Here is a 13849-nt window from a genome sequence, read left to right as displayed (position 1 = left end):
TTTTAAAAGAACATAAAAGCACAAAAACAGCAGGAGACAACCTCCTGCTGTTTCAGTTAAAAATCAGGCAAAAACCCGATTATTTCTTGCTGGCTTTTCCGCCGGCTTCTGTAATCTTAGCAATCATTGCATCAGCGTCAGCCTTGCTTACGCCAGCTTTGAGCTCTTTCGGAGCGCCTTCAACCAAAGCTTTTGCTTCACCAAGACCAAGACCTGTGATTTCGCGAACAGCCTTGATAACCGGAATCTTTTTAGCTGCATCGAAGCTGTCAAGAGTAACTGTGAACTCAGTCTGTTCTTCAGCACCACCTGCTGCTGCACCTGCTGCCGGAGCTGCTGCAACTGCAACTGCTGCAGTTACGCCGAATTTTTCTTCCATTGCCTTTACAAGTTCTGAACATTCAAGAACTGTCATACCGGAAATTGCATCAAGAATCTGATCTGTTGTTAATGCTGCCATATTGTCTTCCTCACAAATATGTAAATGTATTCACCCTAAAAGGTGATGCAGTAACAGGTTCATACGAACCGTCCTGCAAATCAAAACACGGACAGTCGACAGCTATGAAGCCTGACCGTGTATAACTGATTCAATAACTGAATTACTCAGCTGCCGGAGCCTCTGCTGATTCTGCCGGCGCAGCTTCAGCAGCCGGAGCCGCTTCTGCCGCAGGAGCAGCCGACGCACCGCCTTCTGCTTCTTTCTTTTCTGCGTATGCCTTGATAGTAGCAGCCAGCTGACGAGCCGGACCGTTGATAGCAGACATAAGCATTGCGATAAGTTCTTTCTTTCCAGGAACTTTAGAGTATTCCTCGATTTTAGCTGCATCAAGGACAGCCTTATCTACGAACGCACCTTTTACAGAAAGAGTCGGAGCTTCCTTTGCAAAGTCAAAAAGAACTTTTGCAACTACATTGGACTCTTCGTTTGACATAGCAACAACTGTAGGACCTTTAAGATAGTCAGCAACGTTGTCAATCTTCATATCTTCAAATGCAATGCGTGCAAAATTATTCTTAACAACCTTAAGAACGGCTTTCTGCTCACGAAGCTTTTTACGAAGGTTTGAAATCTGCTCTACAGTCATTCCACGGTAATCAGCAAAAATAAAATCTTTGTATTCTGCAAATGTCTTTTTAGCTTCTTCAATTGCAGCAGTCTTAGCAGACTGAACTTTCTTTGCCATCATTGCCATAATTATTCACCTTCCTTCATATCAACCCAGACACCCGGGCCCATAGTAGAACTAAGGGAAACAGACTGAATAAATCCAGCAGTAACACCATTAGGAGACTTCTTGGCAACTTCTGCAAGAAGTACATTTACGTTCTCTGCAACTTTTGCAGCGTCCATAGAACTCTTGCCTACGGCAATATGAATAACTCCGCCCTTATCAGCGCGGTATTCAGTGCGTCCTTTCTTAAGCTCGTTGATGGCATTTGTAATGTCAGTAGTAACAGTACCGGTTTTCGGGTTAGGCATAAGACCTTTTCTACCAAGAACCATACCAAGACGACCAACGTCCTTCATCATATCAGGAGTTGCAACTGCAACATCAAAATCAAGCCATCCGCCCTTTACCTTTTCGATGTATTCATCAGAACCGGCATAAGCAGCACCTGCATCAAGAGCTTCCTTTACGCGGTCTTCGTGACAGAAAACAAGAACTTTCTTTTCACCCCTGAACTGATTAGGGAAAACCAGTGTATCACGAACAGATGCAGATTTATCAAGCTTCAATGAAATATGAGCTTCAACAGTTTCGTCAAAGCTTGCAACTTTCATATCCTTTACCATATTGCAGGCAGAATCTACACTGTATTTTTTAGTCAAATCATACTTTTCAGCGGCTGCGCGATATTTCTTTCCGTGTTTCATATTAGTGCTCCACCTCTACACCCATACTGCGAGCAGTACCGGCGATGATTTTCTTTGCCGCTTCCAGATCGTTAGCATTAACGTCAGGGAGCTTAGTCTTTGCGATTTCCTCAAGGTCTTTCTTAGAGAGCGTTCCCACCTTGTTAAGAAGCGGGTTTCCGGAACCTTTCTCAATCTTGAGCGCTTTCTTGATAAGAACGGCGGCCGGAGGAGTCTTAAGGATGAATGTGTAGGATTTGTCCGCATAAACAGTCAGAACAACAGGAATGATAAGGCCTCTTTCCATATTCTTTGTTCTGTCGTTGAATTCCTGGACAAACTTCGGTGCAGAAACACCGTGAGGCCCAAGTGCAGGACCGATCGGAGGAGCCGGTGTAGCAGCTCCTGCCGGACACTGCAATTTAATTACGGCTGTTACCTTCTTTGATGCCATTTTGAATCTCCTAAATTGGTATGAAGCGCTTATACGCTTCTAGCGAAACGCCTTTGTCCAACGGACCTGCGTTTCTCCCAAAAACAGGTAATGCCCGCACTGGCATGCGAGCACCTGAAATTTTGTTCTTGTTAAATCTTTTCAACCTGAAGCAGGCTGACTTCAACCGGTGTTGCACGTCCGAAAATCTGGACATTAACACGCAGCTTGTCTTTCTCTACGCTTACGTCTTCGATAGTACCGCTGAAAGAAGCAAACGGACCGTCCGTAATCTTAACCTGATCGCCGACATTAAAGGACTGCTTAACCTTGACTGATTTTTCACCTTTAATAGCGCCGGCTTTCAAAAGCAGGTTCTTTGCCTCATCGGCAGAAATCGGACGCGGACGCTCGTTCGGATTAGTTCCTACAAAGCCGGTTACACCCTGAATACGTCTGATAGTAGAACACGTAGCCTTCCATCCTATTTCAGGAAGGTCAAGCTCTATCATTATGTATCCCGGCAGAAATTTATCGTGGCGGCTTTTTTTCTTGCCGTCCTTTATTTCCACTACTTCTTCAACAGGAACTTTTATATCTGTTACAACCGCAGGATCGAGCTCATTTTTTTCAAGAAGCGCTTTTACAGTACGTTCGATTTTACCTTCATAACCGTTATAAGTATGAAGAATGTACCAACTCTTTGCCATAAAAATCCTTCTCTATTTCATTAACGCGCGGAATGCTTCCGTAAAAGCAAAATCCAACAGACCAAGGACGATTGCAACGATTATAGTGGAGATAATTACAACTTTTACTGAAGATACAACATCATCACGTGAAGGCCATACAACCTTTTTCAATTCTGCTTTGCTTTCACGTAAAAACTGTCCGACTTTTGACATAATTCCTCCAATGGATTAACTGAAAACAGGGCAGGCAGGATTTGAACCCACGACAGGCGGTTTTGGAGACCGCTGCTCTACCAGCTGAACTACTGCCCTATATATTTTTACCGCTCCAGAAACCGGAACGAAAAATATACAATTTTTGCAATTATTTTGCTTTTGTTTCTTTGTGCATTGTGTGCTTGCGGTCAAACGGGCAATACTTGCTCAACTCAAGTTTACCGGTAATGTTCTTGCGGTTCTTATAAGTTGTATAATTCTTGCGCTTACACTCTGAACACTGAAGAGCGATGATTTCAACGGTTCCCTTTTTCTTACTTGCCATATATATACTCCTAAATCAATTTTTTATAAAATACTTGAGCCCCCGTGCGGGATTGAACCGCAGACCTCAGCCTTACCATGGCTGCGCTCTACCGGCTGAGCTACAAGGGCATTACACGACAAATAGCAATGCGTTCTGAAAATATAACTGACCGATACTTTTATGTCAATAATAATTCCCCGGAATTCAGCCGTTTTTTATAGTTTTTTTACAAAGTATATGATACTATTCAGAAAAACAGAACTTTTAGAGGTCAAAATGAATATAGATATGCTCATAGACGGAATTCTTGATTCCTACGACAGATACGGCGGAATAAACCGCAGCGAATCGGAGAATTTTCCAAACAGACAGAACGTCATCACCGTCCTTCAGGACTTGCAGTGCCTTATTTTTCCGGGCTTCAGGGTGGACGAAGAAATTACGCCGGCAAACATACGCTACGTAACAGGAACGCGGGTAAACAACGTCATCGCCGTACTTACGAAAGAAATCCAGAAAGCGCTTGTATACACAGTCTGCAAGCAGAAAGGCACGGCAGATAATATAGAAGATTCCCACTGCTTTAAACTGGCAGAAGCAACGTCAATCGCACTGCTTGAGGAACTTCCGGAAATCAAGCGGAAAATTGCACTTGACGTTGAAGCAGGCTACAGGGGCGATCCGGCGGCAAAAAGTCACGAAGAAGTCATCCTTTCCTATCCGGGACTTGAAGCAATCCTCGTGTACAGAATTGCACATTTTCTGTATGAAAGCGGCATTCCGGTCATTCCGCGGATTATGAGCGAACACATACACGGAAAAACAGGAATAGACATCAATCCGGGTGCAAAAATCGGCGAATCGTTTTTCATTGACCACGGAACAGGCGTAGTAATCGGCGAAACTACAATAATCGGTGATAACGTAAAAATATACCAGGGCGTTACGCTCGGTGCACTAAGCGTAAAAAAGGAACTGATGAACAAAAAAAGACACCCTACTATAGAAGACGACGTTACGATTTACGCAGGAGCAACAATTCTTGGCGGAGAAACAGTAATCGGCAGGGGCTGTACGATAGGCGGAAACACCTGGGTAACGCGCTCAATTCCGGCAGGAACAGTCCTTACGCAGGACAAATAGCGCAGTTTTACGTCCTGCATTTTTCTGCCGATTTCAAATTGAAGTTTTTTTTTATATATTGTATTATAGTCACACGTTCGGGGATATAGCTCAGTTGGTAGAGCATTTGGTTCGCAATCAAAGGGTCGTCGGTTCGAATCCGATTATCTCCAAATTAAAATGCTGCCTTAGCGCAGCATTTTTTTTATCTTTTTTTATCCACACGGCGATAATTTTATAAAAAAAAATCAAAACCATTGACAATCTTTTTAATCCGTTATATATTTATATCAGCTTGTAAATAAGCTGATAAACTCTCTCCGATGTCCAGGAAACTGGACGGCAGGGGCTCTGGATAGCGTTGCTTTTCGGAGCCCCTGTTTTTTTTACAGGCAGAAAACACATAGTTTCTTTTTATTGTTTCTTTTCATAGAAACTGATATAATAAAAATATGTCATCAATTTTGTGTATTTGTCTAAGCCCGACCATTCAAAGAACAGTTACGTTTGACTATCTTCATATAAATTCAGTAAACCGGTGCAGGCAGTACCGGCAGGACGCATCCGGGAAGGCAGTTAATTCTGCGCGCGTACTAAATCAGCTAGAACCGGGATGTGCAACTGCCGTCTGTCCGCTTGGAAAAACTAACGCTGCTCTTTTTATGGAACTTGCAGAACAGGACAAAATTGCGGTAATTCCGGTAGAAACGCCGGGAAGTACAAGGGAATGCTGGACGCTTTTAGACAGGGCGCAGGGAACGACGACGGAACTTGTTGCAGATGAACCGGCAGATAAATACGATTTTTCAGATGCACAGGCAGAAATGCTTGCCGAAATAGAAACGAACATCGAAAAATGCGATGCAGTTCTTATGGCAGGAAGCTGCCCTAAATATTTTTCAGACGGACTTCCGGCTGTAATTGCAAAAATGGCTTCTGACAGGAGAAAATTTCTTCTTGCGGACTATTGCGGCGAAAATTTGCAGAAAACGCTTGCCCTGTGTACGCCGGCAGTAATAAAAATCAACGAGGAAGAATTCTGTTCGACATTTGGTTTTGACCTTTTTATAACGGAAGAACAGCTGAAAAATGCCGTCGCGGAAAAAAGCCGGACTTTGGGGTGCATTATCGTAGTAACGCGCGGCAAAAAATCAACGTTCGCCGCAGAAAACGGAGCATTTGTTGAATTTAACGCGGAAGAAGTACGGGCAGTAAACACGACGGCGTGCGGCGATTCTTTTTCCGCAGGTTTTATGCACGAATACCTGCGTTCGCACAATCTTGCAGAGTCACTAGCAAAAGGAACGTGGTGCGCCGCGCGCAACGCAGAGTCGGAAGTGCCCGGCTCTGTGAAAGCTATATAATATAGAAAAGTTTTCGAACTATTGTCTATTTAACTGTGTGCTCTCGCACACGACCTTCACGCTCCAGCGTCGCGTGAAGGATAGGAAGGGCGGCGAAGCCGTTGCTGAAGTGGAGCGGAGCACAACGAAAGCAATGGAGCGAAAGCGGAACCCTGGATAGCCTGACCCTCTGAAAGAGGGGCACGCCCTGAAAGGAAAAAAAATCCCCTGCGACAGCAACTGAAATCAAGAATTTTGCGAGCGGCAGTTTTATACTTGTGCTACAATGGTTGAAATGGAACGGCAAAATCTGACAGGAATTGCGAAAAAAAAGACGGCTTCGCTCGCGGCGGAAAACAGCGGCATTCACGAATGGCAGAGGATGATTCAGGCTGTGATTGCGCGAATTGACGAAAGCATCAAGGCTAAGGACGACGACGCTCTTTCTCTTTCCAAGGCGGCGGAAACGCTCGGGTATTCGGAATTTCACTTTTCAAAGAAATTCAGGGAGATTTCAGGGATGGCTTTCCGCGACTATCTGCGCTACAGAAGGCTTGCGTTTGCGCTGAAGGAAATCCGCGACACGAAGCGTTCGATTCTGGACATTGCGCTTGAGTACGGTTTTTCTTCCCACGAGGCTTTTACGCGCGCGTTCAAGGAAGCGTACTCGGTAAGCCCGAAAGACTATCGGAAAAATCCTGTTCCCGTGGTTCTGCGGACTCTGCTGCGCCCTTTCGACTGTTATCTTTTGAGTACAGGAGAAAAAACTATGACGAAAACACATTCACAGGATTTGCAGGATTTACAAGGTTCGAAGGAGTTGCAGGGGTTGGAAAACACGCAGAATTCAGGCGACGTAAAGACTTATTTTGTAACTATTCCGGCGCACAAGTTCCTTCACGTCAGGAATTACGAGAGCATCGGCTACTTTGACTTCTGGGAAAAGCAGTCGAAAATTCCCGGTCAGGACTGCCAGACGATTTGCGGAATTCTGGACAGCATTAAGGGAAAACTCGACGACGAGGGCGGAACGGAAAACGACAGCGGAAGCGGTCAGCTTATGGCATTTTTGAACGCCCCGGAAGGACGGATTTGCAGCTGGGGAATTCCGCTTGCCGAATGTTACGGAGTGCGGCTTCCGGCAGACTGGAGCGGCACTGTTCCCGAACAGATGATTTTGTCCGACATTGCCGAGGGCGAATACATCGTCTTTGAACACGGCCCGTTCGACTTTGAAACGGAAAATCAGGCGGTAGAAGCAAAAATCGAAGCGGCGATGAAAAACTTTGACTGGTCAAAAAGCGGATACGAGCTGGACACAACGCCGGGCCGCATTTTCTACTTTTACCACGACACAAAACGTTTTTGGAAATACGTTCGCCCGGTAAGGAAGGTGGAGAGATAGGAGGTTTGGGGAAAGACTGTTCCTTGGGGAAAAGCAACACTAAATCTCCTTCATCAATTCCGCAACAGAAATCTTTCCCAGTTCCTTTTCTATTGCGTTTTGCACACGGCTCAAAAGTTCGTCTTCTTATTGTCGGCGGAGCAGGAAGCCTTTTCTGGCTTGTCCGTACAATTCTTTACTGTAAAGATTATGGAAAAGTGTCTCTTTATATTTCCAAGAACGTAATTCAGAGCCGGAGCCTTGCCAAAGGAATAAGCAAGTTTATTGTTGATGAATATCCGCTTGTACTCTAACTTATGCCGGAATCGACATTGCAGCCAATTACTTTTCAGCACTCAAAGAAATTCCCCGATTGAATGAACTGGTAAAACTCTTCATTCAGAACTTCTGGAAGCATCTTGCTCTGTTTGCAGGCATTATGACCTTCTACACTGTAACTGTATATTGGGTCATAAAGCCGATTATTATCAGACATTATTTTTAGAAATCTTCTTCTTCAAGTTCTTCCCGGAAGTTTTTGATGATTTTTCTGTACTCTTTTGGGAAGTGAACTTTCATGTACATTTCCCAGTAAGCCATCATTGTGTACGCAACAGCATGAGATTTATTGAAAGCATAACCGGCGAATGGAATCATGATATCAAAGATTTCTTCTGCCTGTTTTTCTGATACGATTTCTGTTACGGGTGCCCGTTCCATGAACTCAGCTTTTTTTGCCATAAGAACTTCAAGCTTTTTCTTACCCATAGCACGGCGAAGCATGTCGCCTTCTGCAAGGGAATAGCCGGCAAGAATCTGAGCCATCTGGATTATCTGTTCCTGATAAATGGGCAGCCCGTAGGTTTCTTCGAGGATTGATTCACATCCAGGAAAATCATTTCTGTAATTCCCGGCAGCTTTATTATCAATAGCTATAGGAATGTAATCAAATGGACCTGGGCGATACAGCGCATTCATGAGAACGAGGTCTGAAAATCTGTCTGGTTCGAGTTTTTTAAGGAACTTTTTCATGCCAGGTGCTTCAAACTGAAAAACATCAGTTGTCTTCCCTTTTGCAAAAGCCTCTAAGGTTTCTTTATCTTCAAGAGAGATTTCCTTGTAATTAAAAGGAGTTCCTGTTTTCTTACTTATTGCCTCAGTAAGGTGTTTGAGTTTTGTAAGCTCCCACAATCCGAGTAGATCACTTTTATAGAGACCAACGTCTTCCAGAATGTTCATTGTATATTCTGAATAAATCCAACCGGTTTTTGAGTCTTTTAGTACTGGAATATAAGTGTATATCGAATCTCCAGTAACAATATATCCGCTTGCATAAAGTCCAATATTATGTTTTACGAACTCCAAGGTTTGAGCAATTTTTACAAGTTTTTCATTCTTCTTGTCGCGTAAAAAGCCCTGAAGCTTAACTCCGTCCCAATGCGGAATTACATCTTTATAAAGATAAGAGCTACTGTCCAAAAGTCTTGAAAAAGTCACTCTAGGTAAGCAGAAATCTAATATTATTTTTTTAATAGGAAGGATTTCTTCCGCAGAATAATTAAGATACTTTGCTGCAATTTCAAGAGTTTGCCAGCATTTTAAGCGACCATAAGTCGCAATTCTTACAACGCAATCTTCTCCATACTTCTCCTTAAGATGTTCCGCAACTTCCGGCAACCGTTCATAATCGTAATCTATATCAAAATCAGGATAACAGAGTCTTTCAGAATTCAAGAAACGTTCATAGATAAGACCATGTTTCAGTGGATTCACATTAGTAATTCCAAGCAGATACGAAACAAAAGAACCTGGCGCACTACCCCGTCCAGGTCCAACTTCAATTCCATTCTGACGGCACCAGGAAGTTACTTCATGATGAAACAGAAAAATCTTCTCCCAGTGATGATTGTAGATATCTTCCAGCTCATATGCCAGACAGTCGCGGGCTTCCTGTTCATTCTCAAATTCATGTAGTTTCTGGTTAAAGCCTTCCACCGCAATAGCGCGCAACTGATTTTCTGCGTCTTCAAAATCCGGCAGGCTTTCTCGCATTCGGTTATGAGCTTCCGGTGTTGTAAAATAATTTTCCGGGAAGATGAATTGAATCTGTTCTGTGATTCGCTGTGTATTTTCTGCTAATTCAAGGTGATTATTTTCGGTGAGGAACGGAATGATTTCCGAATCATCTGCAAAGTAATTGTCTGGATATATCGGACTAGGATTTTCTGATAGACTCAGCTTGAATGCTGCAAGAGCTTCGTAATCCTCTTTTTCGAGATAGCGGACAGGATTTGTTATTACTGCATGTGATGTATCGAGATTATCAAGTTTTTCAGGATGATTTTTAACCTCGGCAAAATCTACCTGTTTATAAAGATTATCTCCAAAAGAAGTAACTAATTCAGAAGTGCAATAGGATGTTATACAAATAAAATGCTCACAATCTTCTTTTGTAATACGAAGCTCACTTAAAGCCATCGGAAAATCATTTGCGTCCTGTAACTCAAGTGAATGTCTGCAAAGAATCTTGTATGCTTCTAAATCCTTGCAAAGAAGATTCACTTCATTATTTCCAAACGCAATTTTCTGTCCGATTATCGGTTTAATATCATTCGTCTTGCAAAGCAGGTAAAACTCTATTGCTCCGGAAAGAGTTCTGTCCGTAAGTGCAAGAGCCTTCATGTTCAGCGACTTTGCCTTTCTTACAAGCTCTGGAATACGAGCAATACTCTCGCCTATTGAATAATCAGACATTATATCCAGCGGAATATATTTGCTTTCTGGAATTCCTTCCGGGCTGTCAAAAGTATATAAATCCATTTTGTCACCTCACATATCATTATAGAGCTGAGAACTATCATATTATGATAGTATGGAAAAAAAATTACAACTTCGCTATTACACCCACTACTGGATAATAAAGGAGTTTAGCAATAACCTCCTTGCCTGTCGCAACCAAAGCCTGCTCATAGCATTCTAACTGACCTTTGTGCTTGCCGACATAGTAATCACTTTTTTTGTCTGTTAATTCTTCTTTCTCGCCCGGGAATGTTTTGTAATCAACAACAACACATCCGTTGTCGGTTTCCCAAACTAAGTCCATGCTTCCGGTTACTATTTGGCAAGTTGAGAGCTGATGTTTGAACGGCAACTCGTGGTACTGTTTTATAGCAGTACCGTAGGTTGATTTTCTTTAGATCCCATAAGAATCTCCCATAAAAAGTCAACGAACAAGTCGACTTTCTTAAATTACTTAATTTATGGCAGAGAGAGCTTCATCAGCAAGAATCATAGGTTTGTAAACGCCTTTCATCCTGTCTGCATTAAAATCCTGTTTATCGCTGAGCATCGCCCAAACGATTTCTGCCATTTTTCTGGCAGCAGCCACAATTGATTTGCCGCTGCCTTTATTCTTTTTCATATATTCATAACGCTGCATCATTCTCCATTCTGAAGTGTCTTTACAGCGACGAATTCCTAACACCAATTGCACAAAACAAGTTCTCAATTCCTGAGGTCCTCGTTTCGTTATCTTTCCATGATGAATGGTCTCATTTGAATCCTGCACCCAAGGTACAAGTCCACAGAAAGCCGCATACTTCTTTGCAGTTGCAAATCTTGATATGTCTTCTGTGTAAGCCCTGATTGTCCATGCTGTGATTTTTCCACAGCCTCGGATTGTCATAAGGCGGTTTACCATTTCATCATCTTTTGTCAGTTCACTGATCTGTTTTTCAATCGTCTTTACGCTTTCTTCAATACGCTCTATAATTTCAAACATCAGTTTTACTGATTGTGCCTCGAGCACGTAGTCGTTATTCGACTCAAGGGTGTCCAGAATCTTCTGGCGCCCTTTTTTACTTTGTAGGCTTCTAAGCTCATCAGAAAGCCCTAAACTCACTAACAATGCATGAATTTCGTTTTTCTGACCAACTGTTGAACGAACAAGTCGTTCCCGTGATTTCAACAGACGTCTGATATTCTCAGTTTCTTTTCCACACAAATAACTTTCAGGAAGCATATCCTTTGAAAGAAATTCTGAAATTGTCGAAGCATCATGCTTGTCAGTTTTCTTGGTTGATTCGTTGATAACCTTGAATTTGAGAGTGTTAATTACAGTTACTTCTGCTCCTGCCTTCTCAACCTGGTTCTTGAAGAATCTTGTATTTCCGGTAGATTCAACTCCGATTTTTACAGCCGCACCAGTTGCTCTGTAAGTTTCAATTCTTGAAAGAAACTCAGCGTAGCCGGCTACTGTTGTCGGATACTGTTTAATCTGATCCAAAGACTCAACTTTTTCTTCTGTACGCACATGAACAGTAAACTGTGTCTTGTGCAAATCAACTCCAATAAAAAATGTCATGATGACCTCAGTTTTGATTCGTCTGCGGAAAGTCTAATCGGTATAGTGTTCCAATCTCCCATTCAGTCTTAAATGACTATAGTATGATGCGGCAAAAGCTCTTCATTCTCCTCGACAAGGATCTGAGTCCTTACAAAACATGACGAACTATCGCCTGGGTTCCGCTGAATCACTTCAGCGTATCACAATACCGCTTGTTCGTTTACTTTTTTATCATGCCTCCTTGTATTATTTTTTTATTCTAAGACTCAAACAAACAATGAATAATGGAATTAAAAACACTACAAGATAGCCGGAAGAAAGTACAATATATTGATTCATTGCTTCCCGCAAAGGTTGATGAAATTCTACGATACCTATGGAAACTCCTCCAACTGTAAAAACTATAAAAAGTAAAATAAAAGCTGTTATTGTTTTTTCTAAAACTTGTGCAGAACTATCTAAAGCGCTGTAATAATTTATTTTTGTTGCAACTTGTTGTTTTTGATTTTTTGCTTCATCTTCTGTTATTTCTTTTCTTATTAATTTTTGGTCTATATCGAATAATTCTGAATTCATTGAATCAAGACAATATCTGGCGGATATTTCGGTATATCTTGAAATATATCGTTTACAGAAGAATATTAATACTACTGACATCATAAGAGTATAAAAAAAGCCGGACAAGGAATTTTCTCTGCATATCCAGAAACCAATAATTTTTATAATTTCTAATTGCTGTTCGAAATCAGAAAGTGAAAGAAATGTTCTTGTTGTAGCTCTTTTGATGATTTACAGAATATTAATGACAGAGCTATTCAAATAATGCTGAAATATTCTGATCAGCAGATTCTTGCAAAGGCCTTAAAAGGTGCTTCAACAGAAGTTCAAGATAAAATCTTCCGTAACATGTCAAAAAGAACTTCAAGCATGCTCAAAGAAGATTTGGAATATATGGGTCCAATAACTTTTGCAGAAACTGAAGAAGCAAAATTACAGATTCTCCAAACATTATTAAAACTTGAAAAGGAAAGAAAATTAAAAATCAATAGTTTAAATCCTTCTGATTTAATCAAACAAAAAAAGAGCGTCAGTTTTTCATCTGACGCTCTTCTTTTATTCTGTCATATTATTCTACAATTCCAAGTACAACAACCCTGTTTGGTAAAACAGTATCAGCAGTAACAATAACAGTAACCGGTAAATATTCTCCCCATAAACTACTTGCGTTCATAACATCAGCTTTTACCTTTTGGTCTTTATATGAAACAAGTACAGGATTAGATTCACCAAATAAAGTCATAATTACAGCTACCGTAGCTGGAGAATATTTTGCAGGTGTAAATCCCTTAATATAATATGCATGTCCTTTTTCTAATGCTCCACCCTGAAATAAAACAGAGTTCTGTTCTGCTTCTTCAATTCCATGATAAGTATAACCTTTAGCTATTGCTTTGCCTTTTGCATTATTTTCAGCATCAGCTTGAGCTTTGGCTTTCTCATCAGCCAGCTGCTTTTCTTCTTTGGCTTTTTTTTCTGCCAGGTCATCTGCAGCAATTTTCTCTAAAGTTGGTATTCCTTCAATATCATAAATTACGCCAATAGTTTCTGTACCAAGCATAAAGTTTCCAACTTCTTTGAAATAAAGATATACAGTGTAGTGTCCATTATATCTCTTATCATTTTTTACAGACTCGAGTCTTTCAGCCCAGGTAGGATCTAATTCATTCATTTTTTTTGCGTACTCATTTGCAAGAACTCTACGCCCTCTGAATCCGTTAGGCGATTCTGCAATTTCCATATAAAAATCAGATTTTGGATTCTCTATCAGTTGTTTTATGTCATCAATTTTTGAGATATAAACATCAATAATTTTATAGGTCTTTGATTGTTCAATCAGTTTATCCAAATATTCATCAAGATAATCTTCTCCCTTGATTTCCTTATACTGAATATCTGCAGGAACAACTTGTGTTGAAGCGCAGCCAAACAAGAAAAGCGGAATTACCGCTGCCAGTAAAGTTAGTGTTTTTTTCATAACAACTCCTTCGTTTAATAATTCTACTTCAATATTAAATTGTTTGGCTTGCACAGAATGAGAGTCAAAAAAATAAAAAAAAATTTAGTTTAACACTCATTGTTTGCGAGTTAA

At 41.3% G+C, this 13849-nt stretch carries 17 protein-coding genes and 3 tRNA genes; 6 read left to right on the top strand and 14 right to left on the bottom strand.

The window, feature by feature from the left end:
• Positions 1 to 79 precede the first annotated feature (79 nt).
• The 9 genes from rplL to B5D55_RS04865 form a co-directional block, all read right to left on the bottom strand.
• Complete coding sequence (rplL, locus tag B5D55_RS04905) at positions 80 to 460, bottom strand: 50S ribosomal protein L7/L12 (protein WP_078932873.1); 381 nt, start codon at positions 458 to 460, stop codon at positions 80 to 82.
• Positions 461 to 602: 142 nt separating this feature from the next.
• Complete coding sequence (gene rplJ, locus B5D55_RS04900; RefSeq protein ID WP_078932872.1) at positions 603 to 1196, bottom strand: 50S ribosomal protein L10; 594 nt, start codon at positions 1194 to 1196, stop codon at positions 603 to 605.
• 2 nt (positions 1197 to 1198) lie between these two features.
• Positions 1199 to 1879, bottom strand: coding sequence for a 50S ribosomal protein L1 (gene rplA / locus B5D55_RS04895; RefSeq protein ID WP_078932871.1), 681 nt, complete (start codon positions 1877 to 1879; stop codon positions 1199 to 1201).
• 1 nt (position 1880) lies between these two features.
• Entirely contained in the window at positions 1881 to 2312 is a 432-nt protein-coding gene (rplK, locus tag B5D55_RS04890; RefSeq protein WP_078932870.1) for a 50S ribosomal protein L11, read from the bottom strand.
• Between the two features lie 131 nt (positions 2313 to 2443).
• Positions 2444 to 3001: a transcription termination/antitermination protein NusG gene (gene nusG / locus B5D55_RS04885; RefSeq protein ID WP_078932869.1), complete on the bottom strand. Its 558-nt coding sequence runs from the start codon at positions 2999 to 3001 to the stop codon at positions 2444 to 2446.
• Between the two features lie 12 nt (positions 3002 to 3013).
• Positions 3014 to 3196 carry a preprotein translocase subunit SecE gene (secE, locus tag B5D55_RS04880; RefSeq protein ID WP_078932868.1) on the bottom strand — a complete coding sequence of 61 codons (183 nt, stop codon included), beginning with the start codon at positions 3194 to 3196 and terminating at the stop codon, positions 3014 to 3016.
• A 26-nt stretch (positions 3197 to 3222) separates the two neighbouring features.
• Positions 3223 to 3295 (bottom strand) — tRNA-Trp (locus tag B5D55_RS04875).
• Between the two features lie 52 nt (positions 3296 to 3347).
• On the bottom strand, positions 3348 to 3524 hold the full coding sequence (rpmG, locus tag B5D55_RS04870) for a 50S ribosomal protein L33 (RefSeq protein WP_078932867.1): 177 nt from the start codon (positions 3522 to 3524) through the stop codon (positions 3348 to 3350).
• 37 nt (positions 3525 to 3561) lie between these two features.
• A tRNA-Thr gene (locus B5D55_RS04865) sits at positions 3562 to 3634 on the bottom strand.
• 148 nt (positions 3635 to 3782) lie between these two features.
• On the opposite strand from B5D55_RS04865, the gene epsC reads away from it, so the two are divergent.
• The 5 genes from epsC to B5D55_RS04840 all read left to right on the top strand — a co-directional run bounded on the left by epsC (position 3783) and on the right by B5D55_RS04840 (position 7669).
• Positions 3783 to 4649 carry a serine O-acetyltransferase EpsC gene (epsC, locus tag B5D55_RS04860; RefSeq protein ID WP_078932866.1) on the top strand — a complete coding sequence of 289 codons (867 nt, stop codon included), beginning with the start codon at positions 3783 to 3785 and terminating at the stop codon, positions 4647 to 4649.
• Between the two features lie 79 nt (positions 4650 to 4728).
• A tRNA-Ala gene (locus B5D55_RS04855) sits at positions 4729 to 4801 on the top strand.
• Positions 4802 to 5080: 279 nt separating this feature from the next.
• The gene (locus tag B5D55_RS04850; protein ID WP_078932865.1) at positions 5081 to 5992 is read left to right on the top strand and encodes a 1-phosphofructokinase family hexose kinase; all 912 of its coding nucleotides are present in this window, start codon (positions 5081 to 5083) and stop codon (positions 5990 to 5992) included.
• Between the two features lie 274 nt (positions 5993 to 6266).
• Entirely contained in the window at positions 6267 to 7376 is a 1110-nt protein-coding gene (locus tag B5D55_RS04845; RefSeq protein WP_234975377.1) for a helix-turn-helix transcriptional regulator, read from the top strand.
• A gap of 5 nt (positions 7377 to 7381) precedes the next feature.
• Entirely contained in the window at positions 7382 to 7669 is a 288-nt protein-coding gene (locus B5D55_RS04840; protein WP_143593200.1) for a hypothetical protein, read from the top strand.
• A gap of 187 nt (positions 7670 to 7856) precedes the next feature.
• On the opposite strand, the gene dnaE is transcribed toward B5D55_RS04840, so the two are convergent.
• The 4 genes from dnaE to B5D55_RS04820 form a co-directional block, all read right to left on the bottom strand.
• Positions 7857 to 10175: a DNA polymerase III subunit alpha gene (gene dnaE / locus B5D55_RS04835; RefSeq protein ID WP_078932863.1), complete on the bottom strand. Its 2319-nt coding sequence runs from the start codon at positions 10173 to 10175 to the stop codon at positions 7857 to 7859.
• A gap of 64 nt (positions 10176 to 10239) precedes the next feature.
• On the bottom strand, positions 10240 to 10506 hold the full coding sequence (locus B5D55_RS04830; RefSeq protein WP_159446158.1) for a PD-(D/E)XK nuclease family protein: 267 nt from the start codon (positions 10504 to 10506) through the stop codon (positions 10240 to 10242).
• Between the two features lie 102 nt (positions 10507 to 10608).
• Positions 10609 to 11718, bottom strand: a complete 1110-nt coding sequence (locus B5D55_RS04825; RefSeq protein WP_078932861.1) for an IS110 family RNA-guided transposase — start codon at positions 11716 to 11718, stop codon at positions 10609 to 10611.
• A 228-nt stretch (positions 11719 to 11946) separates the two neighbouring features.
• Positions 11947 to 12486, bottom strand: a complete 540-nt coding sequence (locus B5D55_RS04820) for an FHIPEP family type III secretion protein (protein ID WP_268811097.1) — start codon at positions 12484 to 12486, stop codon at positions 11947 to 11949.
• 36 nt (positions 12487 to 12522) lie between these two features.
• On the opposite strand from B5D55_RS04820, the gene B5D55_RS04815 reads away from it, so the two are divergent.
• On the top strand, positions 12523 to 12882 hold the full coding sequence (locus tag B5D55_RS04815; RefSeq protein WP_078932859.1) for a FliG C-terminal domain-containing protein: 360 nt from the start codon (positions 12523 to 12525) through the stop codon (positions 12880 to 12882).
• Here B5D55_RS04815 and B5D55_RS04810 read toward each other — a convergent pair.
• Positions 12827 to 13735 (bottom strand): hypothetical protein, encoded by a 909-nt coding sequence (locus tag B5D55_RS04810; protein WP_078932858.1) that lies wholly within the window; start codon positions 13733 to 13735, stop codon positions 12827 to 12829. The genes B5D55_RS04815 and B5D55_RS04810 overlap by 56 nt on opposite strands.
• Positions 13736 to 13849 lie beyond the last annotated feature (114 nt).

The organism is Treponema porcinum (assembly GCF_900167145.1).
In the GTDB taxonomy this organism is placed as follows: domain Bacteria; phylum Spirochaetota; class Spirochaetia; order Treponematales; family Treponemataceae; genus Treponema_D; species Treponema_D porcinum.
The sequence above is the reverse complement of the archived record's forward strand: the minus strand, read 5'-3'. Positions and strand labels throughout refer to the sequence as shown.